The organism is Psychrobacillus sp. OK028, assembly GCF_900103605.1.
Taxonomy (GTDB): Bacteria; Bacillota; Bacilli; order Bacillales_A; family Planococcaceae; genus Psychrobacillus.
The window spans coordinates 403,569-428,664 of the sequence record NZ_FNHY01000001.1 but is presented as its reverse complement, the minus strand read 5'-3'; the positions used below and the strand labels follow the sequence as shown (position 1 = coordinate 428,664).

21 protein-coding genes are annotated in these 25,096 nt (G+C 36.1%); 2 read left to right on the top strand and 19 right to left on the bottom strand.

All coding sequences use genetic code 11. From position 1 onward, the window contains the following. Positions 1-7 precede the first annotated feature (7 nt). On the top strand, positions 8-1,192 hold the full coding sequence (locus tag BLR36_RS01710) for an MFS transporter (RefSeq protein WP_093059793.1): 1,185 nt from the start codon (positions 8-10) through the stop codon (positions 1,190-1,192). A 75-nt stretch (positions 1,193-1,267) separates the two neighbouring features. Here the strand turns inward: BLR36_RS01710 and BLR36_RS01705 are convergent, their stop codons facing one another. The 12 genes from BLR36_RS01705 to BLR36_RS01650 all read right to left on the bottom strand — a co-directional run bounded on the left by BLR36_RS01705 (position 1,268) and on the right by BLR36_RS01650 (position 18,305). Continuing rightward, positions 1,268-3,865, bottom strand: a complete 2,598-nt coding sequence (locus BLR36_RS01705) for a VWA domain-containing protein (RefSeq protein ID WP_093059790.1) — start codon at positions 3,863-3,865, stop codon at positions 1,268-1,270. Further along, positions 3,849-5,606: a vWA domain-containing protein gene (locus tag BLR36_RS01700; protein WP_093059788.1), complete on the bottom strand. Its 1,758-nt coding sequence runs from the start codon at positions 5,604-5,606 to the stop codon at positions 3,849-3,851. The genes BLR36_RS01705 and BLR36_RS01700 overlap by 17 nt, the downstream gene beginning before the upstream one ends. 11 nt (positions 5,607-5,617) lie before the next feature. Further along, a complete protein-coding gene (locus BLR36_RS01695) occupies positions 5,618-6,493 on the bottom strand; it encodes a DUF58 domain-containing protein (protein ID WP_093059786.1) in 876 nt (291 codons plus the stop codon). Continuing rightward, positions 6,490-7,482: an AAA family ATPase gene (locus BLR36_RS01690; protein ID WP_093059784.1), complete on the bottom strand. Its 993-nt coding sequence runs from the start codon at positions 7,480-7,482 to the stop codon at positions 6,490-6,492. The genes BLR36_RS01695 and BLR36_RS01690 overlap by 4 nt, the downstream gene beginning before the upstream one ends. An 11-nt stretch (positions 7,483-7,493) precedes the next feature. Beyond that, positions 7,494-8,879 carry a hypothetical protein gene (locus tag BLR36_RS01685; protein ID WP_093059782.1) on the bottom strand — a complete coding sequence of 462 codons (1,386 nt, stop codon included), beginning with the start codon at positions 8,877-8,879 and terminating at the stop codon, positions 7,494-7,496. A gap of 12 nt (positions 8,880-8,891) precedes the next feature. Next, the gene (locus tag BLR36_RS01680; protein ID WP_093059780.1) at positions 8,892-9,734 is read right to left on the bottom strand and encodes an ABC transporter permease; all 843 of its coding nucleotides are present in this window, start codon (positions 9,732-9,734) and stop codon (positions 8,892-8,894) included. 1 nt (position 9,735) lies between these two features. Next, complete coding sequence (locus BLR36_RS01675) at positions 9,736-10,665, bottom strand: ABC transporter ATP-binding protein (protein ID WP_093059778.1); 930 nt, start codon at positions 10,663-10,665, stop codon at positions 9,736-9,738. Next, positions 10,665-13,067 carry a hypothetical protein gene (locus BLR36_RS01670; RefSeq protein WP_093059776.1) on the bottom strand — a complete coding sequence of 801 codons (2,403 nt, stop codon included), beginning with the start codon at positions 13,065-13,067 and terminating at the stop codon, positions 10,665-10,667. The genes BLR36_RS01675 and BLR36_RS01670 overlap by 1 nt, the downstream gene beginning before the upstream one ends. A 58-nt stretch (positions 13,068-13,125) precedes the next feature. Beyond that, positions 13,126-14,187 (bottom strand): LysR family transcriptional regulator, encoded by a 1,062-nt coding sequence (locus BLR36_RS01665; RefSeq protein ID WP_371326689.1) that lies wholly within the window; start codon positions 14,185-14,187, stop codon positions 13,126-13,128. Positions 14,188-14,864: 677 nt separating this feature from the next. After that, a complete protein-coding gene (cbpB, locus tag BLR36_RS01660; RefSeq protein ID WP_093059774.1) occupies positions 14,865-15,305 on the bottom strand; it encodes a cyclic-di-AMP-binding protein CbpB in 441 nt (146 codons plus the stop codon). A 103-nt stretch (positions 15,306-15,408) separates the two neighbouring features. Continuing rightward, complete coding sequence (gene fadH / locus BLR36_RS01655; RefSeq protein WP_093059772.1) at positions 15,409-16,176, bottom strand: 2,4-dienoyl-CoA reductase; 768 nt, start codon at positions 16,174-16,176, stop codon at positions 15,409-15,411. A gap of 95 nt (positions 16,177-16,271) precedes the next feature. Beyond that, positions 16,272-18,305, bottom strand: coding sequence for an EAL domain-containing protein (locus BLR36_RS01650; RefSeq protein WP_093059770.1), 2,034 nt, complete (start codon positions 18,303-18,305; stop codon positions 16,272-16,274). 194 nt (positions 18,306-18,499) lie between these two features. Between BLR36_RS01650 and BLR36_RS01645 the strand changes: the two genes are divergently transcribed. After that, positions 18,500-18,964, top strand: a complete 465-nt coding sequence (locus BLR36_RS01645) for a YkyB family protein (protein ID WP_093059768.1) — start codon at positions 18,500-18,502, stop codon at positions 18,962-18,964. A 282-nt stretch (positions 18,965-19,246) separates the two neighbouring features. Here BLR36_RS01645 and BLR36_RS01640 read toward each other — a convergent pair whose 3' ends face one another. The 7 genes from BLR36_RS01640 to BLR36_RS01610 all read right to left on the bottom strand — a co-directional run bounded on the left by BLR36_RS01640 (position 19,247) and on the right by BLR36_RS01610 (position 25,045). Continuing rightward, positions 19,247-20,152: a chemotaxis protein gene (locus tag BLR36_RS01640; protein ID WP_093059766.1), complete on the bottom strand. Its 906-nt coding sequence runs from the start codon at positions 20,150-20,152 to the stop codon at positions 19,247-19,249. Between the two features lie 68 nt (positions 20,153-20,220). After that, positions 20,221-21,090 (bottom strand): NAD(P)-dependent oxidoreductase, encoded by an 870-nt coding sequence (locus BLR36_RS01635; protein WP_254771306.1) that lies wholly within the window; start codon positions 21,088-21,090, stop codon positions 20,221-20,223. Between the two features lie 142 nt (positions 21,091-21,232). Beyond that, the gene (locus BLR36_RS01630; protein ID WP_093059764.1) at positions 21,233-22,477 is read right to left on the bottom strand and encodes a hypothetical protein; all 1,245 of its coding nucleotides are present in this window, start codon (positions 22,475-22,477) and stop codon (positions 21,233-21,235) included. After that, positions 22,470-23,630 carry a DUF58 domain-containing protein gene (locus tag BLR36_RS01625; RefSeq protein WP_093059762.1) on the bottom strand — a complete coding sequence of 387 codons (1,161 nt, stop codon included), beginning with the start codon at positions 23,628-23,630 and terminating at the stop codon, positions 22,470-22,472. The genes BLR36_RS01630 and BLR36_RS01625 overlap by 8 nt, the downstream gene beginning before the upstream one ends. Beyond that, positions 23,627-24,565 (bottom strand): AAA family ATPase, encoded by a 939-nt coding sequence (locus BLR36_RS01620; RefSeq protein WP_093059760.1) that lies wholly within the window; start codon positions 24,563-24,565, stop codon positions 23,627-23,629. Before BLR36_RS01620 ends, BLR36_RS01625 begins: the two co-directional genes overlap by 4 nt. 20 nt (positions 24,566-24,585) lie before the next feature. Further along, positions 24,586-24,759, bottom strand: a complete 174-nt coding sequence (locus BLR36_RS01615) for an aspartyl-phosphate phosphatase Spo0E family protein (protein ID WP_093059758.1) — start codon at positions 24,757-24,759, stop codon at positions 24,586-24,588. A 94-nt stretch (positions 24,760-24,853) separates the two neighbouring features. Beyond that, complete coding sequence (locus tag BLR36_RS01610; RefSeq protein ID WP_093059756.1) at positions 24,854-25,045, bottom strand: abortive phage infection protein; 192 nt, start codon at positions 25,043-25,045, stop codon at positions 24,854-24,856. Between the last annotated feature and the right edge of the window lie 51 nt (positions 25,046-25,096).

The following is a 25,096-nucleotide window of genomic DNA, read 5'->3' as shown; positions in this document are numbered from 1 at the left end:
GAATTTTATGGCGAAGAAAACAAACAACTCTGCATTGTATATTTTAATGTTCAATATGTTCATAGCAATGTCTGGGATAGGTTTAGTAATACCAGTTATGCCCCAATATTTAGAGACCTTTGGTGTAGCAGGTCAAGCACTTGGGTTTATCATAGCATCATTTGCTTTTGGACAATTTTTATTTTCTCCTTTAGCTGGTGACCTTTCTGATACGTTAGGACGCAAAAAATTAATCATGGTAGGATTGATTATATTTTCAGCCTCTCAATTATGGTTTGGGTTAGCAACTCATGAATGGATGTTGTACACAGCTCGATTTGTAAGTGGGATAGGAGGCGCCTTTTTAATACCAGCTACAATGGCCTTTGTTGCGGATATTACATCTTTAGAAGAGCGTGGAAAAGGAATGGGATTCCTAGGAGCTTCTATGTCTCTAGGATTTATGGTTGGTCCCGCAATTGGTGGATTTTTAGCAAAAGTAAGTTTAACCTTCCCGTTTTATATGGCTTCTGTCGCAGCAGTTATAGCAGCAGTTATTTCATTAATCATCCTACCTGATATAAAAAATGCTGTTTCAGAGATTCCACCGGAACCTAAAAAACGCGAAAATATATTAACTCAAATGAAAAATTCAGTAAAGACACCTTATTTTATGATGTTAATCATCATATTTGTTTTCACTTTTGGTATTGCTAATTTCCAAACGACCTTTTCGTTGTACGTAGATCACAAATATAATTATACTCCACAAGATATTGCTGTTGTATTAACAGTCGGTGGATTTATCGGTGTTATCGTACAAACATTGGTAGTGGAGAAACTATTTAAACGATTTGGTGAATTGAATGTTATTCTAATTAATCTAATTGTTGCTGCTATTGCTTTCCTACTATTCTTCGTAGTAGATGGTTTTGCGCTAGTGTTACTAGTTGCATCAATATTCTCTACCGCTACAACGCTCATTCGTCCAGCCGTAAATACGGTTATATCTAAATTGGCGGGAAATGAACAAGGGTTTGCAGCAGGAATGAATAATGCCTATATGAGTTTAGGAAGTATGGTTGGCCCAGCACTTGCGGGAATGTTTTTTGATATTAATATTAATTATCCTTTCATTGTAGGTTCTATTATTTTGTTAGGCTCGTGGGCAATCACACTTGTTTGGATTAAAAGAAAAAAACCAATTATATAAACAATAAGGAAACTAAGGTTAGAAAAAATAACCGTTAGTGAGCAAGGGCTCATTAACGGTTATTTTTTATATTACTTATCGTTTTTTCTTTCCACTTACTAATTTCCCTAAATTCGTAGCATGAGTAGAATTTTCTGGTTTCATTTTTTTACGTGTTCTTTTGAATGGTGCAAGTAATAGATGGAAACCGAATCGTCTGATCGTTATATCAATGAAAAATAAAAGAATGGCAATCATTAAAAGTAATTGTTGGATAGATTGTTTCTCCGAGCTCGAGAGCTCCATTTTACGGAAAGCCTCGGAAGGTTCCGTCAATAGCTTACCAGCTGTTTTTGCTGAAATCATCTCCAAAATTGCTGTATTTGGCTTTTGTATTTTGTATTCCTCGCTATAAGGTATGGAAATGCCGGCTTGGTATACTGCATCCTGTTCATTTGAAATACGGAAAAACACAAGCCCAGGATCACTGTCAACTGTTACTCTTGCTTTACCAGGCGCAAGAGCTTCAGATGTAACCGAAAGCTCCTCTCCTCGTTCATTAACAGCTGCAATTTCTAAAAAGGACGATGTACCTGTTGGATCTGTTACCGTGAATGATTCATCTGATGACTTTTGAATAGAGAATGGTACCTCAGTATAGGCCGGTAGTAATCTTGATACGGCCGTATTCCAAAAATCACTCCAATTACCCCATCTTGCAAAATCTCCGCTCCATTCACCCGTTGAATCTGATGTAAATGCAATCGTGCGACCGAGACCGTACATCCATTCTGCTAATACAGGATCCTCTTTTTCACTTTCTGCAATAACAGATGCTGTTTGTTTCGGTGTAGTTGCAATATAAGCATTCATTTGCGGTACACCTTCTGCAAATAAGCTCGTCCACGCTGCATCACCATAAATTGTTGGATAGAATGGATTATCCTCGATATAAGTTCTCGATATCATTGCAGTCTCGGTGGACATTATTGCAGGTATAGTAGATTCATCTTGGACATCGTAAAACGTGCCCCCTCCCATTTCTGCTAAACTTTCTAATAATGATCTATCCGCATCTTGACCAACTGCAACAGTGGAAACAGTTATTAAATTATTCTTTCCATCCTCTAACAGCGTTTGATAGTCGTTGCTCGTACTTGACTGACCATCCGTCAATAATATAATATGTTTGCGTTGTAATTTGAGAGGTGATAATTTTTCGTATGCTAGAGCTAAGCTTGTATATATTTCTGTTCCTCCGCCAGACCCTACCGATAGTATACTTTCGACAGCGGTTTCTTGATCATTTAATGGAGCAGCCTCTATAATTTCCCAAGGTCGATCATCAAATGCGATAAACCCAAGTGTGTCTCCTTCTCGAAGCATTTCCACAGAACGCGCAGCAGCTTCCTTCGCATATTCTAATTTTGTTCCACTCATACTTCCTGACCTGTCCATTACAATGACTAATCCCAGAGAAGGAAGTTGCTGTTTTCCTTTTATCTCCATCTCAACAGGTAATAATCGCTCAATGGGACTCTTAAAATAGCCTCCTAAACCAAAGCTATTGTTCCCACCAACCATCATAAAGCCGACACCAAAGTTCTTCACTGCCTGTTCAATGACCGTCATCTTTTGTTCACCTACAACATGACCTGGGACATTATCAAATATTATTGCGTCGTATGCTAAATAATTCGATAAATCAAAAGGTAGCTCACTTGCATCAATGGCATCTGTATCTATAGCCTGTTGATCAATCACAGTCGCAATATTAGAAGAATTACCATCATGGGTGACAATTAAAAGTCTTGGAGGTCTCTCCACATTTGTGACACTTGTCAGCTTGTTATTTTCAATTAGACCATCCTCTGCCAATACTACTTGAGCTTCATATTTCAGTAATCCTTCCCCTTTCGATGAATTTCTAAATGTATACGTATTGGTGCCAGGTTCTAGATTAATTTGTTCTCGTGTAATTAGCTGATCATTTTGATATAGAAGTAATTCTGCCACTGTAGCAATTGTCGCCTCAATTGTGACATTTAGTTGTTGCTGCTCTCCTTCAAAAGCCACAGGTGGCGTCTCAAAGGAAGTTATTGCAACATCTTCCGAAGATAATCTTGCCATTGGAACAACATCTATCGTGACATTCCCGCCAGCAATTTTTACTATTTCATCACTGACAGACCCTGTCGTTTCTAGTCCATCCGTAAAGAGGACAATTCGTGTTGCCTTGTTAGGCTCTATAATTCCAGTTGAAAGCTGTAAGGCTTTTGCTAAATCTGTATTACTAGGCTCTATCATAGGAGTAAAAACGGGTAAGTTCACTTCTCCATCAGTCAACGCAACTTCTGTTTGAAAATCCTCAGCAAAAGTATAAACTCCTACCAGATGGGAAGCATTTTTAGAATGCAAGCTCTCGTCTATCCACTCCGTAATTTGCTGATCAGTTCCTTGTAAAGAAGCAGATCTGTCTACCAAAAATATTATCTGTTCTTCCTTAATTGGTAATAATAAATAAGGATTTGTGATCCCTAATATTAAGCATAGAATAGCGATAATTCTTAAATAGAATACTATTTTTCCTTCTGTTTTCAAGTACTTCTTATCTTTACCCCATGCCCCCAAAAAATAAATACCAATAGGAATTAATAGCAATAGCCATAGTGGTTGGTCAACTCGTAAATCCACGTCGTCTTTGCACCTCCCACTCTATAACAAATAAAAGTACTAATAACATCAATATATAAGGAACAAAGGAATGAGCTTGGTGTTCATCGTTTACTTCCATTTGCTGCCCAGAAACTTTATATGAAGTGCCTTTATCAACTACTTTTTCTTCTTGAGACAATATTACAGAAAGGTTCTTCTCTACATCGTTTGAACGCAGTACATATAAACCAGGTTTACTTGGTGCAAGGAATTTCCCACCATTTTCAATCGTATATTCATACTCATCATTCATCGTATAAATTTCCCACTCTTCTGTAGCACCAAGGGATAGAGCCTTTCGCTCATTGGGTGTAAATGTCCCAATGTAATCACTTCCTGCCGAAAGATGCTCCTTCACACTCCACATAAATAGTGGAAACGTAGGACTCAGTGGCCAATCTGTCATTTGAATATCTGAAAGGATTAGGATATCGCCCGATGGTGAGATTTGAATAAATGGATCCTCTCCAACCGAAGCAATTGTAGTATAGTCGTCTACAGGCGGATAAACCGAACTCACATAAATATCGGATAAATCAGCAAAAGCAAATAACGGAGATTCCGTTGTATGCACTATTCCATTTACTTCCTTAGGAGATGTATCATTTCTACCAATATATAAGGTTGGTCTTTCACTATAATCCTCTATTCCGAATTGATTGGTGACAATAATCCCCTCTTCTTTTATAAGACCCACTTGTTCTGAAGGTACACTGCTTACATTAATATCTAATGATTGAAAGGCTGTTCGAACGAGCGAATGAATGGAGCTATCGATGAAAACATTAGACAATTGTTCCTGCATGAAGACAATAATCTCATTATCTAATTGGTATGAATCTTTAATATCTATAGATGCTCTCAAATAACTTGAATTTTTAAGTTCATCAAATGATAACGTAATCGTTTCTTTTGGCGGTAGTTTAACAATCTCCGAAACTAATTTCTTTTCTTCGTTTGATATCGTTAGCTCTGTATTAGTCTCTTTATCTGACTGATTTTCAAGTTGAATTAACGTAGAGATTCCATTTGCAGTCTCTGTTGCACCGAAACGTTTAATAGAAATATTCGTACTATTTGATTCTAAAGCTTCGATATTCCAGCTCACATTTTCATATTGTAACGGAAGATTTTTCCTATCTAATTTATCGGTAAAGACGTAAACTGAAGTTGCTTTATTTTGAAAAAAAGATTGCGCAAAATCCAATGATTTAGACATATTTTCTGTTTCATAGTTGATCTCAAGTTTGTTAATCTCTTTTATCATTTGCTCTGTATTCATTTCTTGGCGTAAAAGAACAGTTGGTTCATTACCAGTTGTGATTAGAGTAAGTGGCTTCCCTGATAATTGCTCAACTAGCTGAAGCATTTTATCCTTATGCTCTTCAAAAAGAGGAGTAGAGTTATTCGTATTCACATTCATCGTTGCAGAAGTATCAACGATAAATACAATCTGTTCTCCAACAATGGCTTTCGTTTTCCAATAAGGTTGGATTAAAGCTAGTACAAGCAAAAGCATCGCAAGCATTTGTAAATAAAACAAAGCATTCCGCTGTAGATGTTGCAAATATGGAGAAGCTTTCGTTTCCTTCATTGCCTCCTGCCAAAACAGAGTAGTGGAGACAGACTTTTTCACATATTTTTTTCGAAAGAAATAATATAGAAGCACAGCGATTGGGAAAACGGCTGTCCAAACATATGTTAACTGATTAATACCCAAACTTCTTCACCTCATTGTACCCAGTTTGCTCGAAGTAATTGATGAAACATTGTATGCGAAATACCTTCATCCGCATTGACTTGAAGCAGTCTAATACCGAACTTATGACATAGTAATTCTATTTGCTGTTGATGTTTTTTTCTTTCTAGATGATAGGCATCTAGAACTCTTGTAGACATCGATACATTTACTTGTTCACTAGTTTCGACATCCACCAACTGAATATCTCCACCATAGGTTGGATCTATTTCTTCATAAGTAACTACTTGTAAAATTCGAATATCTCCAGCGAATTTCGGTAGTTTTTGAAGGAATCGTTGCCATGATTCGATGCTCTCTAAACAATCTGTTATAACAAATAAAACAGTACTATCTTTAGGCAAAAAAGGAAGGGCATTATCTGTAAAAGAGGAACTCATGGTCGGTTCGGGTATGTCAGAAATAGTTTGAATGAATGCTTTCCGATAAGTTGCTCCCTTTCTTCTAAAATGAGGTTTTTTACCCTCATTAACTGCCGAAAATGATAGTCTATCATCTCTTTGTAGCACAAGAATACCTAAGGAAGCTGCTAATTGCTTTGCAAATGTCCATTTTACAGAATCGCTCATTGACTTAGTTGTATCAAGTAATATATGAACACGCATTTCCTGTTCGTCTAAAAAACGTTTGATAAAATATTTATCTGTACGGGCAAATACATTCCAATCTATTTGCCGTACATCGTCACCAGGAGCGTATTCCCGAAAGTCTGAAAAATCTAAAGAAGCACCAAAACGCTGAGAGCGATGTGAACCTTTATGTTGACCTCTTAGTTTCGATTTGGTGGTTATGGATAATCTACTTAGTTTTGCTGACCAATCCTTTGGAACTATGTTTTCAATACTCATACCGTTGATCCTTGCTTAACTGATTGTAGGATAAGGTTGATCAATTCATCTGCTGTTTTTCCCTCTGCTTCTCCTTCGTAGTTAAGTAATAATCGATGTCTGAGTACAGGTTTTGCAACTGTTTTTATATCTGCTATTGACACATGGTAACGGCCAGCAACTAAAGCTCTTGCTTTAGCGAGCTTGATCAAACTTTGCAAACCACGCGGACCACTCCCGTATTGAACATACTGTGCAATCTCAGGGATACTCGCCTCTTCTGGATGTGTCGCCGCAATAATATCTACTGCGTATTCGAGCATATCATCTGCTATAAGTACTTCCTTCACCATCTGCTGAGCATGTATTATTTCGTCTGCATTCATTATTTTATTTAACTGTATGGTTTGCCCACCTGTCGTACGTTTAGTTATTTCCATTAACTCGGATTTTGATGGATATGAGACTATTATTTTGCATAAGAAACGATCCATTTGAGCTTCTGGTAACGGATAGGTACCTTCCATTTCAATTGGATTTTGCGTAGCAAGTACAAAGAATGGTCGATCCATTTGTTTGGTCTCACCGAGTACGGTCACTGTTTTTTCACCCATCGCCTCTAGAAGTGCACTTTGTGTCTTCGGTGTTGCTCGATTTATCTCATCCGCTAACACCATCTGGCTAAAAATTGGCCCCTTTTGAAAGGTAAATTGTTGTTTTCCATTTTCTAATCGTTCAATCATACTAGTTCCAGTAATATCTGAAGGCATTAAATCTGGGGTGAACTGAATACGCGAGAAGGACAAATCTAATACCTCTGAAACTGTTCGTATAAGCATCGTTTTACCTAAACCAGGTAATCCCTCTAGAAGGGCATGCCCATCTGCTAATACGCAATAGATGGAAAACTCAACTGCCTCCTTTTGACCAACAATAAATTGTCCTATTTCTGTTCGAACATCATCTAAACGCCTACTCATATTCATATAGTCTTCTGTTGTGAAAGTCATGATTCCCTCCGTTATTCTCTATTTTCAACTGATGAAAAGTAATCTTGGACAATTCTTTGTAAATCTGATGGTAATTGCATTCGTTCAGAGCTTTTTATATAGGATTCGGAATATTCGTTAACTACCTCTTCATATGGTCTTGCGGTACCTCGAGTTATTGGAGTATTTGCAGGTTGTTCACTAGCGGAATCTCCCTTACCAAGTTCACCTGAATTTACTGATGTATCTCCTTTCCCTCCAATTCTTGATGGAATGGAAAGTAAATCTCTACCTCCTGAACCTACCCCTGCACCTTGTCCTTTGCCTTGCCCTTGACCTTGACCCTGACCTTGGCCCTGTCCTTGGCCTTGTCCTTTGCCTTGTCCTTGACCCTGACCTTGTCCTTGACCCTGACCTTGTCCTTGACCCTGACCTTGTCCTTGACCCTGACCTTGTCCTTGGCCCTGTCCTTGTCCTTGAGTAGGTTGATTTTGTCCCTGCTGACCTTTAGGGTTGTTAGGAGTTTGTGAGTTGTTATTTCCTTGGGCAATACTATTTGAATTGAATGGTAATGATTTACCCATCTTACTTAAAGTAGTTTGTGATTTAGAAGCACTTTTTGCTAGGGAGTTATTTATATCCTTCAAAGCTGCTAGCTCTGTTTGCTCTTCAGCCGATAAAGAAGAATCTGATGCACCTTTTTGTTCTGCTACCTCTTTTTTTTGTTCTAGCTTTTGCTCCTTAAGTGCTAACTCTTTTTGCTTTTTTACTACTTCACGCAAAGCTTCTTCTGCTGTATCTACTTCTTTTAACTTTTCTTTAAGATCATTTAATTCTTTTTTTAAGGGCTCTGATAACTCTTCCTTCTCGAGCTTAGTTACTTTTTTCTTTAGTTCCTTTATAATCTCCTGCTCTTGCTCCAAATCCTTTGCCTCTAATTGTGTAGCTGCTGGGAATACATACAAACAAAGAACTGCCGCAAGCGCCAAAACAAATCCTAAAATCCACTTAGGCTGAATATACTTTTTTTCACGCTTGTTAAATAACTGGAATGCAATTTCACTATTTTTTTCCGCTTTATCAATTAATCCTAGTGCAAGCAAGGATTTTTCTTCTATGAAAGCCAAAGCACTTACCAATAAATTATCCAAATAGAACGTATCTAGCTTCTGAACTGCCTCGTTATTCGAAGGTCTTTTCCAAAAAGCGTACAAAAACGTACCTATAAAAACAGAACCTCCAACTAGAATGGAAGTTCTTAAGTAATAAGGAAAGACAAACAAACGAGATACTAAAAGAATAATCGCTGTGGCACTAAAACTATAAAATAAAGCAGCTTGGAGCATTCTAGTATAATGCTCCACTGCAAGACTATTTTTAGCCTTATGAACGTACCGGATTAACTTTGGTCTATTCATTTATTGTCCTCCTCATTTTGTTCGATTCATGTTTACTCTCAATTTTTTCACCGATATAAAGATAGCAAATGCTGTAATACATATATAAAAGATTGCATAACCTACCCAAATCGGGAAATCGACCTTAGTTGTATCTGTTATAAAAGTATCTGACCCTGGCGATACAAGCGTTAGTACTAATACTACTGGGTTAATACTCGCAAAGAAATGACCTACCGGTGAAGATGATATTGAACCAGCTACCATAGTATTCATCCCTGTTATAACTAAGTAAATAAAACCAGTCACCGCACTTAAAAAAATCATGGTCCCATATGTTGCTATCATTGAGACTATCGTTTTTCGAATGATGGTCGAATACATAATTCCAATACTTCCAATGGCAAGCATTGTTAAAAAGAAAAATAGGAAAATAATCCCTAATTGACTAGGCGATACTCCACCAAATAAGAAAACCATGCTATAGATCGGCAATCCAGCGATTAATAACAATAGTAAAAAGGCAATAGATGAGGTTAATTTGCCAAATATTATTTGAAATGATGTCTGAGAAGTCGTTAATAATATATTCAATGTTTGCTTTTCTCGTTCAGTGCTAATAGCACCCGCCGTTAAGCCTGGAGTGATAAAAAGTATTAATCCTAATTGTATATAAGTAAGCATCGTAAACATAAAAAAACTTTCCTCTGGACGGAAATATCCAGTCCCTGAAAACTGGGTTGTTAGTAATATGAATCCAAAAACAAAAATACACATAGCGATTAAATAGAACAGAATTCCTATAAAACTTTTTGGGGAACGAAAGCGCAACTTTATTTCTTTTACCAATACTGGGTTAGAAAACACCTGCTTCATATTATTTCGCTCCTTTCGTTATTTCCATAAAGACATCCTCTAAATCAGTTTCGGTCTCTGAGAATGAAATAACCTTTATTGAATGATCCATCGCCTTTTTCAGTAAATTAATTTGATCGTCCTCGGTTCCTCGATAATTGAAAGTAACTGCATTTTTTTCTAGATGCATTTCTATGGAGGAGATGAATGGGTCTTCTTCAAAAAATGTCGCAACATTTTCTAGTAGTCCCTTCACCTTTACCGTAATATGTCTTTCTCCTGCAAGCTTCGATTGAATCTCTGAAACAGAGCCGTGAGCGATAAGTCTTCCCCCATCAATCACGCCTATTTCATCACACATCTCAGCTAGCTCTGGTAATATATGAGAGGAAATAAGGATTGTTTTCCCCATCCCTTTTAGCTGTTTTAGAATATCTCTCATTTCTACACGTGCTCGTGGATCAAGTCCTGAAGCTGGTTCATCTAATATAAGAACTTTTGGATCATGTATTAAAGATCGAGCTAAACATAAACGCTGTTTCATCCCGCGAGAAAGTAAATCGACATATTCATAACGCTTATGGGTCAAGTTCACTAGCTCTAGCAATTGTGGGATTAATATTTTTCTTTCTGCTTCAGAAATTCCATAACTAGCTCCGTAAAAATCTAAATACTCATTCGCTTTTAATTGGTCGTATACTCCAAAAAAGTCAGGCATGTAACCGATTTGTTTGCGAACCTCATTTGCATCTGTTCTTACACTTTTTCCATTAACAAAGGCATCTCCGGAGGTAGGCTGAAGTAATGTAGCCAGTATTGAGAAAGTAGTCGACTTCCCTGCACCGTTCGCTCCAACAAAACCAAATACGGTACCCTCTTGTAGTGTTAGATTTAAATCGTTTAATGCATAAAATGCTCCATACTTTTTACTTAACCCTTTAATTTCTATCATTACTTCACCTCCCCTTTCATACGCACTTCTGGAAGTCGTGTATATGGATCTCCATGGACTGATTTTTTAATTAATTTGTATTGAATTATTCCTTCTTTGTCGATATACGTATCAATATTTTCTTTTAAAGTAAACCGGCTATCCGTAATTTCTTCAAAAGATTCTGTTTTTAAATTCCAAATTTCAATTGTATGAGAATTACGATCTGTATTTGCAATTTGTAGTTGTGTCCAATTAACCTTGTCTAAAGGGAGTGTTTCTGGCACAGCCCAATAAACATTATATTCTCCATCATCTAAATACCATTCAAGGTAACTATTTTGAACCGGTTCCATATATTTTCCATACTGTTCGGTATTTACATTGACTGTAAACATGTTAGCAGGAAGCGTAAACTCACCTGAAAAAATAGTAGTAGCCTTAAAGGGCTGGATGACTAAATGCAACGCAGAAAGCTCACTTTTTTTATCCTTCAATTCAATTGGAAGGATATTATCCTCTGCAAATCCCGTAATAGCTGGAGCCGATTTAGTATTATTAAATATATGACTGGATGAATATAGAGCTTGTTTTCGTTGTGTCAATAAATCGAGCGAGTTATTACCGAATGATCCGTAATTTGTATTAACATACGGATTGGAAGTTGGCATTAACATAACTGTACCAAGTTCTTTATCCACTTCTACCTTTTCTCCAGCTGCTAAATCTCCTAATTTATATAATTTGCTGCCAGACCAGATCGCTACATCTTTTAATCCAAATGAAAAATTATTTTGAATTGTCCCGAGTATTTTACTAGAATCGACTCTTAAATCCACTTCAAAATCACCTACGTCCTGCACTTGTGTCTCTCCAAAAAAGGTAGATACAGACCAATAACCAACGTCTCGGAATATCAGTTCACTATTAGTAGCATGTTTTTCCATAATGGCATTTTCATGCACATTGGCAGTCTGACCTGTTAATGAGTTCGTACCTCTTTGGGCAACCATCGTAGTAGAAATTGGAGCTTCAAAAGTGAAATCCCCACCTTTGTTACTTAATATCGATTCAGCATAATACCCATGCAGGCTCTTATCCTCATTTACTTGAAGGAAGGAGGATTGCTGAACTTGTGGTCTCGCTATTCGATCTTTTGCACCGTAGCCAAAAATCGCTAGTGAAGCAATTATCGCTGTGAGAGGAATGATGCCCCAAGCATACTCCCGCTTATCTTTTCTTTTCAAAATAATATATAACAATGGAACTATAATGATCATATAAACAACAACAATACCAATCATGAGAGGTGTAGATACTTTAAAGGAGCTAAATAACGAATTCGTTCCACCTAAATTATATACAAGCTCGTCTCTCGTATTATACCCATACATATTTTGAGTATTTTTCACCTGTACTGACTGCAATATAGTGGACATTAAATCACTATAAACAGGATCAGCTGCCAAAGGTGCATCTCCTAGTGAAAAAGTAGTTTGTATGATCGTCCCGCTACCGATTTTTTTCTTACCTGCTAGTATTGTCCCATCCAGTTGAAGTAATGGTGACGATCCTTCGGTCAAATTTGCATCATATACTTTTAAATTATTCGTCAATAAGTTGTCGGCAGTTAATGCACTTACTTGCTGAGCAGGTATGCTTTTTGTGGTTGTATGTAAATTTAATGGTAAATAGTCCGCTAGATATCCTAGCTCTGCTATTACATTATCAGAGGCACCAACTACAATTATTCCGCCAAAAGTAACATAATCGATAAGTGCTTGCTGTTGCTGCTCAGTTAAGTCAGCAATCACAAACTCATCTATAATAATGTAGTCTGCCATTTCCCAAGCAACTGCCTCATTTGGTAATGCAAAGTTGCTTTGCTGAGCTACATGTATAATTTCATCGTTCACTTGATTTGGTTGTTTTAGTTGATTGAGAACTTTTAGACGATCCGCACTCTCGGTTAATGTTAGATAGTATATGGTTGCTGGATCTTGAAAGCTTGTTCTAAAAGTTTTGTTTCCTTTGAACTCAATGGATTTACCCTTTTCCCAACCACCCTCAAAAAAGTGGATCAATTGAACATTAGTTCCTTGATACATATAGTCTTCCGTTAATCCACTTGCTGCAATTTGAACTGTCTTGGTTTCGCCTGCACCAATCTCAAAATGGAAAGACTGTGCATTCCCTAAATTATATGACTCCGCTAGATCGAGTACGATGTCTCCGGAAAATGCATCTCCTTTATTTTCTACGGTTAGGGTTATAGGCAATCCTTCACCATATTTTGCTTTTCCATTAAACCCAGTTGTCACTTTTACATTTAGTTCAGGCGCTGCTAAAGCTTCTAATGATGGCGAAAATATAAAATAAAGCATAAATGCCGAAATAACCATCACAAACTTTTTAATATGCATCTTTTTCCCCCCTTGTCTATATATGTATTAGTACGTTAATGGTGTAGTTAGGTTCCTTTCATCGAAAGTTATTTGCATGTTTTTTTACAATTTCGACAAAAGCATCTACCTGAGGTAATTCAAACGCCGCATCATAACCGATAAGCCACGTATCTCTAGTTAATTCAAATTGCTCTTCATTGTTTGTTAGGGGAATTTTATTGACCTCTTCATGACCTGTTAAAGTAATAGAAGGTAGAATAGCATAACCAATTCCATTCAACGCCATTTGTTTACATGTTTCAATTTGATCGACAATAATTTGTCTTTTAGGATTAATCGCAAAATGTTTTTGCCACCACTGTTGAATTTCCTGATAGTAGTTAGAATCACTTTTGAATTGGATAAAAGGCTTTTCCGTCGTTAACACTTCATCAATAGAGGTCATCTCCTTGTCCACCAAATATAAAGTGTCTCTAAATAAATGAATCTTATTTCCTTTCCAATCTGATTGACCACGCACTATGCCGATTTGAGCTTCTCCGTCATAAATCGATTTAACAATTTCTGAGCTCCATCCTGTCAACAAGGAAATTTTTGCTTCTGGATAAGTTTGCACGAAGTCCTTTAAGACCATCGGCAACCAGTTTTGACCAACAATTGAAGCACATGCAATTTTCAAGGTCCCATGTACTTTGGATGTTAACGATTGAATCGTTTCGTATACCTCCTCCCTTTGCTGAAGAATTTGGTTGGCAAACTCAATAACTAGCTCCCCTTCTGGAGTTGCTGTTAAGCCTTTTTGTGATCTTAAAAAAAGCTTCGCATTCCATTCTTTTTCAATGGTTTGAAGTCTTAGGGATAAAGCTGGCTGAGACAAAAATAGTCTTTCTGCTGCTTTTCGCATGTTTTGTTCTTCAGCTAATGTTCGGATGATTAGAAAATCTGTTACCACTGTCTTCCCTCTTTTCAAATTGGAATGTATCAATGCTTTATGCGTAATGTTAATGTAGCCTGCAAAAACTAGCGGTCCTTTAACTTCAAAAACTGTTTCTAACATTTTCGAAGGGCTTTGGAAAGAACGATTTGCTATATGATTACCGTTTAATGTTTGGAGAGGCTTATCGTGACGATCCGTCACGATAAGCCTCTTTTTTTCCCGGTAATGTAATGGCGTTTGTCTTTCCTTCGCCTTTCTATAATTTCTAGAAACAGATTAATGCATTTTTGGATAACTAGAGAAAAGTTACTTTCCTATTCATAGAGGAAGCTCTCGAAGATGCAATTTCGTTCGCTATTTCGCTTCTATATTTCGAGAACACTTACTATTTCTCTTTATTTACACTAACACTAATACTAATACTAAAATACAAATACGAAAGAGTATCTAATTTTTATCCTCATTACAGTATAGTATTAATTTAAAAGACGATTTTTACACTAAACTACTAGGACTCTATTCTCATCTAAGCGATAGCCTGTGCCCAAACAAATTATGGAGTACTCAATTATTTGATTGTAGTGGAAGGTGGCGACTCCAGCGGGATAAGCGAGAAAGTCGAGACCCCGCAGGAAAGACATTGGCCGAACTTTGTTTGGTCAATGTCTTTGCGACGAGTAACCGCAGGAGCATATGTTTTGGTAGCGAACGAGGAGGCTCGGCCTCGCCCGCGGAAAGCGTCCACCTGAAACGAAAATCAGTAGTATTATTAATTCTTTTATGGTTTATACCCACTGTGATAACGGATATTTTATATACTTTCCTGAAAAAAAGAAGGCCATCTATGATTGGCCTTCCATTTTAAAAATATTTAGAGCCTATTGTGCTTGATAAAGGTACTTTTTCATTTGTTTCAAAATAACTCTTCTTGTTAAAATTCCTAAAAAAGTACGCTCATCGTCTACTACACAAACATACGGATTATTTACTAATAAATCTAACCCTTTTCGAAACTTTTCATCTACATGAATGACAGCAATGTCTGTTTTCATAATATCGTCTACTTTTAACTCCGGTAAACGTTCGTATTCAATATGTTCTAATCCTAAAATTTCATCTGTAATTTGCTGTGAACTTATTAAACCCTGTAATCTATATTTTACATCTAATACTGGTATCGAAGAATACCCTGTTTTGGTAAGTACAAGTAAAGCATGTTCCGCGTTATTTCCTAGTTGCACATGCGCAACCTTTTCTGCAGATATTATATACTCCAAAATCGGGATCTCTAAAAAATCTTTGCTGCTCACGGTTATCATTGCATCCTACTCCTTTGTTTGCTTTCATCATAAGAAAACACCCTATGTAGCTATCATAGCATATTAAAGGAATAAAAAAACCATGAAATCGCTTTCTTTTGCATTAAAATGGATTTGGATTCAACCACTGTCCTCCATCTAATGTAACAATTTCACCATTCATATAAGAGGCTTTATCGGACATTATAAATGCTGCGAGTTCTGCAATTTCTTCTGGTTTTCCAAGGCGTCCCAGTGGAACTGATTGAAGCGTTCGCTTAGCTGCTTCCTCTGATTCCCATAGCTTTCCTGCTCCTCCAGTGCGTTCGATAGGTCCAGGGGCAATTCCGTTTACACGAATTCCATATTTAGTCCCCCACTCCACTGCTAATGTTCTCGTTAATGACATAACACCTGCTTTTGCTGCAGCTGAATGAACCACTCCAGCACCTGCTCCCCATGCATAAGTCGCAAGCATATTTATAATAGATCCTTTACTTTCTTTTGCGATCCAATATTTACCGATAGCGCTTGAACAATAAAAAGAACCATTCAAGACGATATCTATAACTGCCTTCCAACCATTTGGAGAAAGTTTTTCTGCTTCTACTATAAAATTACCCGCTGCATTATTAACTAAACCATCTATATGACCGTATGTTTTGTCCGTAAACTGAATCATTGCCTCTACATGTTCTGGGTTACGAACGTCCATTTGAAAGGACGATATAGTATTACCATATGCTTGAATTTCTTTTTTAGCGCTCTCTAGCTTTTCTAAATCACGTCCAGTTATAACTACATTTGCACCTTCAGATACAAACTTCATGGCCATGTATTTTCCCATTCCGCTTGATCCACCTGTAATGATAATTGTTTTTTGTTCCAACATCATTAAACACCCCTTTTAATTGAATGAACATTCACTCAATATATTATCATATTTAATACAAAAAAACCGAAAATTCTTTTATAAAGAATTTTCGGCTATACATACTGCATATATGATTTATTTATATACTCAATTGAAACTGGTTCACTGAACAAATATCCTTGCGCTTTTTGACAATTAGCAGATTTAAGTATTTCTACTTGTTTATCCTTTTCAACACCCTCAGCAATAACTTCCATACCTAAACTGTGGGCAAGTTGGATAATCGTTGTAGCAATAGCTGCATTTTTTTCATCTAATTCCATATCTTTTATAAATGATTGATCTATTTTAATAATATCGATTGGATATTTTTTTAAATAACTTAAGGAAGAATATCCAGTTCCGAAATCGTCAATCGAAATAACTACGCCTATTTCCTTCAGTTCTTTTAGAGTAGTAAAAGTATCTTGCATATCCGTCATTGCACTTTCCGTAATTTCCACTTCTAACGAACTTGGACAAATAGCATACTTTTGAATTTTTTCGTTTATCTTCATAGCAAAATTATCTTGAATAAATTGTTTTGGCGAAATATTCACTGCAATTCTAACTGGTCGATATCCTTTTTCCTGCCAATACTTCAGCTGTTTACAAACCTCTTCGAGTACCCAATCTCCAATTTGCATAATCATCCCAGACTCTTCTGCAATCGGTATAAAATTTAAAGGGGATACATATCCAAATTTCCTATTATTCCAACGAAGTAATGCTTCAAATGAATTAATTTCACCTGTTACTAGATTTACCTGTGGCTGATAATGAATAGAAAACTCTTCTTTTTCAATCGCTCTTCGCAAATGCGATTCCATTAAGGCATCATTAGGAAAGGCTAAATTCATTTGTTCTTGATAAAAACGATAATGCGCCCTCCCTCTATCCTTCGCCACATATAGAGCTTGGTCCGCTTTTATTAATAACTCATCCATCTTTTTCCCATCGAAGGGGAACATGGAAATACCAACCGAAGCAGTTACGAAATATTCCTGATGATCTAAGTATAGCGGCTTAGAAAGTTCTATTAAGATTCTATTAGCAAAACTACTAGTTTCATCTCTAGTTTTATTAATAACTATAAAAACAAATTCGTCTCCACTTTGACGATATAAATTACTTGTCTTATCTATGTATAAACTAAGTCGATCTGCAATTTTTTTCAGCAGTTCGTCTCCATAACTATAGCCAAGCGATTCATTTATCATTTTAAATCGATCTAAATCAATTCGTACTACCGATATTTCTGTATTAGCTGATGCATTAGCTAGCGTATCCCGTAGATGCTCCTTCAAGGCACGTCTATTCCATAAACCAGTCAATTGATCATGATAAGCAAGGTAATATAATTTTTCTTGGTCTTCTGACTCCCCCGCTATATCACGCAGAACCAAATGGAACCCACTAATAGTATTGTTTGATTCTAGTGGTATCGCTTTTATATACATAGGCAAAAAATGCCCTTTAACATGTTGTATTAGGCAATTTTGCATTTCCGTAGCATACCCAGTTAATGTTTGCTTCATCATCAATTGGAAGTTTCTCATTGAATTTTCTTCAATAAGGTGTTCAATTGATTGGCCAACTAAGGTTTTTGGATCATATCCTAAAATTTTTGACGTTATCCCGTTCATATCTAGGATATTTCCGTCCTCACAAACTGAAATAATAGGGTCCAAATTGTTATTAAATAAGGAAAGATATTTATCTTTATATTCTTTTAACCTGCTTTTTTCAAGCTCAGACTGTGTGTTCTTGTACAGTGTCACACCATAAATTTTTTCTAAGCTATCTTCTAACAAACTAATAGAAATGTCATATATATTTAACTGTTTTTGAATAGTAAAAGGAATGTTTTGATGAAACTCATAATTTCTATTGCCAAGAATTAGTTTTTGTAATTGGTTCGATAACTCTTCAAGTGTATTTGGTTCAAATGGCTGAAAAATGGAAGTAGTAGCATCGTTTACATAAATAATAGAAAATCTATTTTGTTCATCTTGCTTGAGTACAAGTACTGGGAAGAATGGATTTTCTTTAACGAGATTTATTAAATAATCACTGATAGCTAATTTTGTATTTAATGATTTATGCATATAGTCCTCCAATGATCACGTCAAAAGTACTTGTTATATGAAATAACTTTACTTCATTATATCGTCTTATTCACTAATATCTTTAGAATTGTTATCCAAATAAATTTATTTATAATATTTTTTGATTTGTGTACACAATTTATTGAGGAATTGGTATGATATAATAATGGAGCAGCGTTCGAAGGGGGGATTATATGTCCTTAATATTAGACGAAAAAAACATTGCAACAGCAATCTACACAGTAAACCGTCATGCGAAAACCGCAATTGATAACAAACCACTTTATGAATTGAAAAAGTTAACTATCAATAAGCTTTTAGCAGAAAACAAAGCAAAGAAAGTAGGACTTCATTTCGTTCGAAATCCGAAGCATAGTCAACAACAGTCCTCTGTCTTAATCCAGTATGCCGACTACTATTTTCATATGATTCCGGTAAAAGAAGATTTTAAGAACCTCCCGCATCTTGGACATCTAGATGATTCTTATCGAAACCCAATTCGAAAAATGAATTTAAAGATGGCTAAGCAGTTACTTACCGAATATATTGGTCCTCAACTTATTGTGAAAAAGTCCTCAACTAAACCTGTTGTTTGTACTAAGCCCTACATGAGAGAGAATCGAAACAAACGGACAATGAAATCCTATTTAGATAGGTAAGCATTATGTGAAAATTAAACAATGAGAAAACTAGCAGAAAGTAACTAATCCCCCTGCTAGTTTTTTTGTGTTTTCTATGACTTTATAATAAAAACCTAACGAATAAACCCGTTCCTTTAAGAATAGAAAGACATTAGCCAAACAAAGTTCGGTCATTGTCTTTCCTGCGGGCTTTCAGCTCGTGCCGTTCCACTGGGGTCGCCGTCATGCGCTCCACTCAACGAAGTTCACTTTCCCTAAGCTCATTGTTACGGGACATTTTTATATACTTTCAAAAATAACTTATAAAATAAACTTGTCTATTTTTAATACTAGTTCAGCTATTTCTGGTTTACTAATTTGATCTTCTGCACCAACTTGGTCGCCTTTATGACGAAGATCATCTGTTATTAAACTAGAGAATATAAGAACAGGAAGCTTCGCTAAATGATTATGCTCTTTTATCCTTTTCGTTAGCGCATGACCATCCATTTGAGGCATTTCAATGTCTGTTACAACAATTTGCACATGCTCCGAAATGTCACTCGTTACTGTTGTTAGTTGCTCTAAATAGGCCATCGCGTCTAAGCCGTTCTCAAAAAATTCTAAGTTAACATAACCCGCTTCGATCAGCGTATCATGTAGCAGTTTACGAAGTAAAGGTGAGTCTTCAGCAATCACAATTTTTTTGTCTGAACGCTCTCGTTTACCAAGCTTTTTCACAGATTCTACACTTATACCTGATTCAGGATTAATATCGACTATGATTTTCTCAAAATCTATTAATAGAATCATTTCATCTTGTCTTTTAATAACTCCAATAACATGGGAAGAGCTACCTTGGTAAATCTCTGATGGTTTTTCAATTTGATCCCATGATATACGATGAATCTGCGTGACATTATCCACATGGAATATCACACGCTGTTTGTTGAATTCTGCTACGATAAACTTTTCTTGGTCACTTTTGTTTTGTACCGGTATTCCTAAAACCCTATTCATGCTTACTACAGGCAATACCTCACCACGAAGTTGAACAATCCCTTCGACATGCGGATGCGCATGTGGAATAAAAGTAATTGGGATTGGTTGAATTATTTCTTTTACCTTGATCACATTTATACCGAACTTATTTTGTCCAACTTGAAATTCCACAATTTCTAATTCGTTTGTGCCACTTTCAAGCAATATTCCTTTATGATCGTTCATGATGAATCTCCTGCCTTTATAGTTTGTAATACTACTAGTATAACATGAGGTAGTAAAAAGTTACTATATTATATATACAGATTAACTAGGGCTTGTGTACCGTTTTCAGCATAACCTTCATTAACTAAATCATCATACAAAGATTTAGCAAGAGTTAAACCAGGTAATTGCAGATTCATCTTTTCTGCTTCTTCCAATGCTATTTTCATGTCTTTAACAAAATGTTTAATGTAAAAGCCTGGCTCATAATCACCTGCAATCATTCTAGGTGCCAAATTACTAAGAGACCACGAACCCGCTGCTCCTGTTGATATCGAACGCAATACTTGATCTAAATCTAAGCCAGCCTTCTTTCCATACGCTAATGCTTCACAAACACCTATCATACCTGAAGCAATAGTTATTTGATTACACATTTTCGTATGTTGACCTGCTCCTGCTGGTCCTTGATAAAGTATAGTTTCCCCAAAGAGATTTAAGATTGGTAGGGCTTGGTCAAAAGTCGACTTCTCTCCACCACACATAATTGAAAGCTTCCCTTGCTGTGCACCAATATCTCCTCCAGAAACAGGCGCATCCAACGATAGCATCTCTTTTTTATTAGCTTTGTCAGCTATTTTTTTGGCTAAAGTTGGAGTGGATGTTGTCATATCGATAACCATTAGATTCGGATTGTTTACTTGAAAAATGCCTCTTTCTCCAAAATACACTTCTTCCACGTCATAAGGGTAACCTACCATTGTAAATAAGATTTCCACTTTTTGGGCAACCTCACTAGGAGATGATGCCATTTTTGCACCTTCTTCTACAAGATCAGCAGCCTTTTCCTTTGTTCTGGTATAAACCGTTACTTCATGATTTGCATTTAATAAATGCTTCACCAAGCTTTTGCCCATTACACCGGTGCCGATAAATCCAACCTTCATTTGTTTTAACATAGCTAATCCTCCATTTATATTGTTAATACATTTAGTGTACCAAAAAAAGAGGACCATCCATATAACTTTTGGATGATCCTTAAAAAAGGGGGAAATGAGAATGTTGCTGTGTTCTTTATTAATATGCCCCATTCTATATTTTTTAAACATCTTTTTCGAAAAAAAATGTTATTTTTATTTTTTCTAGGTTTGAGAGGAACAATTCGGCTTTCTCTGAGGAAATAGTTACATCTCCATATCTTAATTCTTCATAAATTTGAAAGAACTCATCCTTCACCGGCCATTTCATCCGTAGAAACCACTCACGTACAGTTTCACTCTTGGTTCTATGAAAAGCATAGAAGGAAGCCTCTACTTCAAATTCTTTATATTTTTCTCTTAACAGAGAAGTATTCACTTTATAAATTGAGATGTGACTATTCGGTTGCTTTTCCTCCTGGTCATCCTCTAGTTCTTTGTTTAAATAATGGATAACACTAGGCTTTGTCGTAATTGTATCTGATTTATTTTTCAATAAAAATCGAACAAATAATATTATCACTATAGCAGCTAGCGCGAAAAGAATTATTTCAAACGGAAAGCCACTTCCAGTAATTCCCTCAAACAATTCAGTTGGTTCCAATTCTGTTGGTTCTTCTGACTGGATACGTTCGGTTTCTTCAGGTGTTTTAATTTCTAACTTACTCAATAGCTTGTCTAGATATTCTAATAACGGTAGGAATGGAATAATAGCAATACTAACAACCTTCTCTAATAGAATATCTAGCACTTTTCTGATAAATGGAGTCACTAAATATAAACCGGTCGATACTCCAGCAATACATAATAAGCCTAGGATAAATCCCCATACCACATGAAAAAGAGGTGCTGAATTTTGTTTGTTTGTGCTGATCCAAACAGCATAAAGTCTCAACGCTACAAATATTACTACTCCTGAAATTACTACACCATATAAAGTCATGGAAAAGTCGTCCAATTTCAGAATAAAACCAATAAAAAGAACGGCTAAAAATACTAAAAAGTAGTATATAAAATAGTCACTTTCATACGTTTGATCATCCTGCTCTTGAAGAAATCTCACTTGTACACGCCAAATCGAAATTCCAACGCCAACTAAAAATAACCAGAAAGGAGAATGAAACAAAAATAATATTAAGAGGACACTGGTAGGAATTATAAATGGAATAATAGGATTTGGACCGGTTTTACTAAATATTATTTGAACCAAAATAGCTATAATAATTTGAAGGATGATCCATAAAAAAGGTAATGAAAAAGTCGTGTTATGCTGGAATATAACTAAAAGTAGTGCAATGATCCAGACATCTTGAATGTATTTCCCCATGGACTGTGCCTGAACTTTTATAGGGGTAATCATATTATCCACGTGAGATGCCCCCTATCTTCGTAGGCGATTTATATATTACATTTGTTCGTTGCTCCCAACTATGTAGTAACGGACTATACATTTCTGTATCTGGCGTCATCACAAACGTTGCAACTGGTAGCTCCTCATGTAAATTCATATATGCTAGTAATTTATCAAAAGGAATAATACTATTAGCAATCGATAGAATCGAGAGTATTTCCATTGCCTGTATACGATGGGAATCCCCGCTACCCAAAGGTAGATACACGAAAGGAACCTTCCCTGAAGCTCGAACATTTATAGCAAACGAAAACGGGATATCTTCCTTATAGCAAGCATCTATGTATGAAGCAAGCCACTCTAACTTCTGTTCAAAATCAGATAGAACACTGTACTTTTCTCCAACATTTACAATAAATAAAACAGACACATTAGCAACACGTGTAAAAACCTTCGTCTGCAACTGCCCAGTCTTTGCACTCGCCTTCCAATGTATATGATGAAACTGATCCCCTGGAGCATATTCCCGTGTCCCTACTGGGAAGAAAGAGTCATCAAATAAAGAGGAATTTAATGCCAAATCACCTTGCTTCAGTTTAGATGGCACAAAAACTTCTTTAATATCATATATATTAGGGAAAACAATGGCATCTAGTAATATATAAGGCTTAAATACCAATATGATAGATCCGTCGGTTAATGGATGAGGTATTTGGACTTCCAATTGTTTAATCCTCGCAAGACCTCTGCTCACTCCTTTTATAGGCACCTTTAAGGAGACACTTTTTTTATAACCAATCGAAAAAGGTATTTTAACTTCGTGAAAGTCTCCTATTAGTGTATTAGGTATTCCATCTGGCTTAATAGTTGTTTGAAATGTAATCGTTAAAACTGCGTTCCAAATTGGTAAACCTTTATTATGAAAAGTAAATGTAAAATCTGAAGTTGTATTTGTCATTAAACGTACTCTTTTTTTATCATTTACAAATTCAAATTTTTTTCCTACTTGGCGATAATAAATTATTTGTACTAGCGCGACTAACAATAAAAATGAAATAACTGCAACAAAGATAAACTGCTTGAGTAGAAAACTTAGAATAACAGCAAATACGAGGAAATCTATGTACATCTTCGTATTCCTCATGCCTGAACCATGACGATTCCAATTCATCGTATATTAGCCTCAACAGGTGCTTCTACCTCATCAACTATTATTTTGAGAATTTCGGTTAAATCATGTATCAGCATACCTTGTGAGGATAACTTCATCCGGTGAAGACATACTGGTTCAATAACATTTTTCACATCATCTGGCGTCACAAACCCTCTATTATTAATAAAGGCATATGCCTTTGCAGCTTGTAAGACTGCTAAAGATGCTCGGCTACTTAAACCTAGTTCTATGTATGGATGATTTCTTGTATAGTGCACAATTTGAATGATATATGTCATGATATCCTCATGGACAGTTACTTCTTTTACTTGTTCTGACCACTCTTGAATTTGGTCCAATGTAACAACTTTTTCTATATTTACTTTTCCTGGTGTCCGACCAAATTGCTGCAGTATACTTTTTTCCTGTTCCTGGGAAGGATAATCTATCGTCAATTTAAATAAAAAGCGATCTAATTGTGCGGCTGGCAAGGAAAAAGTCCCTTGTTGCGATTCTACTGGATTTTGTGTAGCAATTACCATGAATGGCTTTAAAAGAAGAATCGTCTCCCCGTCTATGGAAACCTGTTTTTCTTCCATTGCTTCCAACAAACTTGACTGGGTTCGTGGAGTGGCACGATTGATCTCATCAGCAAGTAATATATTACTCATTACTGGTCCTACGCGAAGAACGAATTCTTGTTTTTGTGGATGAAAATAGCTTATACCCGTAACATCGGAAGGCAATACGTCTGGTGTAAATTGTAAACGTTTAAATTCACCGTGAATAGCTTCTGCAAAAGCTTTAGCCATCATCGTTTTCCCCGAGCCGGGTACACTCTCTAATAGGACATGCCCTTCTACTAACAACCCCATTAGCATAAAGGTAATTTCTTTTTCTCTTCCAACAATAGCTTTATTCAGTTCCCTTTGTAATAATGATATACTACTCAATTTATTCTCTCCCCTTGTTATCACTCTATTTTAGATTTCTCTTCATCCGTATTAATATATTGAAATTCATTTAATAATTGATCTAACTCTTCACTCAATTTAATCGTATCAGAGTTTAAAACACCTTTTTCTAAAGCTGATCTATACATTTTTTCCCTAGTACACTCTAATCTTTTTAAACATTTCTCTGACATACTGAATCGCTCCTTTTAACAATGTATATTCTTTTCAGTATACCTGTTGAAGACCGAGACTAAACCAATAAGTGTACGACAATTTATGACATCTTTAACTCCTAGGAACCTCTAAAAATGTATATACTACCTGACCTCCTTGTTTTGCATTACCAGAAAAATGTTTAAAATCCTCACGTTGTACTAAAACTTCTCTAAAAGCGATAAAATCATTTTTTTCAATGACTATTTCTTTAATTTCCCCACTTTGTAGCATATTAAGTTTTACTTCATATGATTCTTGCATTTGTTCAAATCCTTTCATCTATTATTTTCGATATTTTTTTAAGAAGTTTAG

Excerpts from the sequence above, each read along its gene's own strand:
- BLR36_RS01645 (WP_093059768.1), top strand. The coding sequence starts at position 18,500 with ATGTCCTTAATATTAGACGAAAAAAACATTGCAACAGCAATCTACACA.
- BLR36_RS01650 (WP_093059770.1), bottom strand. The coding sequence starts at position 18,305 with ATGCATAAATCATTAAATACAAAATTAGCTATCAGTGATTATTTAATA.
- BLR36_RS01615 (WP_093059758.1), bottom strand. The coding sequence starts at position 24,759 with ATGTCAGAGAAATGTTTAAAAAGATTAGAGTGTACTAGGGAAAAAATG.
- BLR36_RS01680 (WP_093059780.1), bottom strand. The coding sequence starts at position 9,734 with ATGAAGCAGGTGTTTTCTAACCCAGTATTGGTAAAAGAAATAAAGTTG.
- BLR36_RS01685 (WP_093059782.1), bottom strand. The coding sequence starts at position 8,879 with ATGAATAGACCAAAGTTAATCCGGTACGTTCATAAGGCTAAAAATAGT.
- BLR36_RS01625 (WP_093059762.1), bottom strand. The coding sequence starts at position 23,630 with ATGAATTGGAATCGTCATGGTTCAGGCATGAGGAATACGAAGATGTAC.
- BLR36_RS01710 (WP_093059793.1), top strand. The coding sequence starts at position 8 with ATGGCGAAGAAAACAAACAACTCTGCATTGTATATTTTAATGTTCAAT.
- BLR36_RS01690 (WP_093059784.1), bottom strand. The coding sequence starts at position 7,482 with ATGACTTTCACAACAGAAGACTATATGAATATGAGTAGGCGTTTAGAT.
- BLR36_RS01670 (WP_093059776.1), bottom strand. The coding sequence starts at position 13,067 with ATGCATATTAAAAAGTTTGTGATGGTTATTTCGGCATTTATGCTTTAT.
- BLR36_RS01610 (WP_093059756.1), bottom strand. The coding sequence starts at position 25,045 with ATGCAAGAATCATATGAAGTAAAACTTAATATGCTACAAAGTGGGGAA.
- BLR36_RS01635 (WP_254771306.1), bottom strand. The coding sequence starts at position 21,090 with ATGTTAAAACAAATGAAGGTTGGATTTATCGGCACCGGTGTAATGGGC.
- BLR36_RS01675 (WP_093059778.1), bottom strand. The coding sequence starts at position 10,665 with ATGATAGAAATTAAAGGGTTAAGTAAAAAGTATGGAGCATTTTATGCA.
- BLR36_RS01640 (WP_093059766.1), bottom strand. The coding sequence starts at position 20,152 with ATGAACGATCATAAAGGAATATTGCTTGAAAGTGGCACAAACGAATTA.
- BLR36_RS01695 (WP_093059786.1), bottom strand. The coding sequence starts at position 6,493 with ATGAGTATTGAAAACATAGTTCCAAAGGATTGGTCAGCAAAACTAAGT.
- cbpB (WP_093059774.1), bottom strand. The coding sequence starts at position 15,305 with ATGATAACCGTGAGCAGCAAAGATTTTTTAGAGATCCCGATTTTGGAG.
- fadH (WP_093059772.1), bottom strand. The coding sequence starts at position 16,176 with ATGTTGGAACAAAAAACAATTATCATTACAGGTGGATCAAGCGGAATG.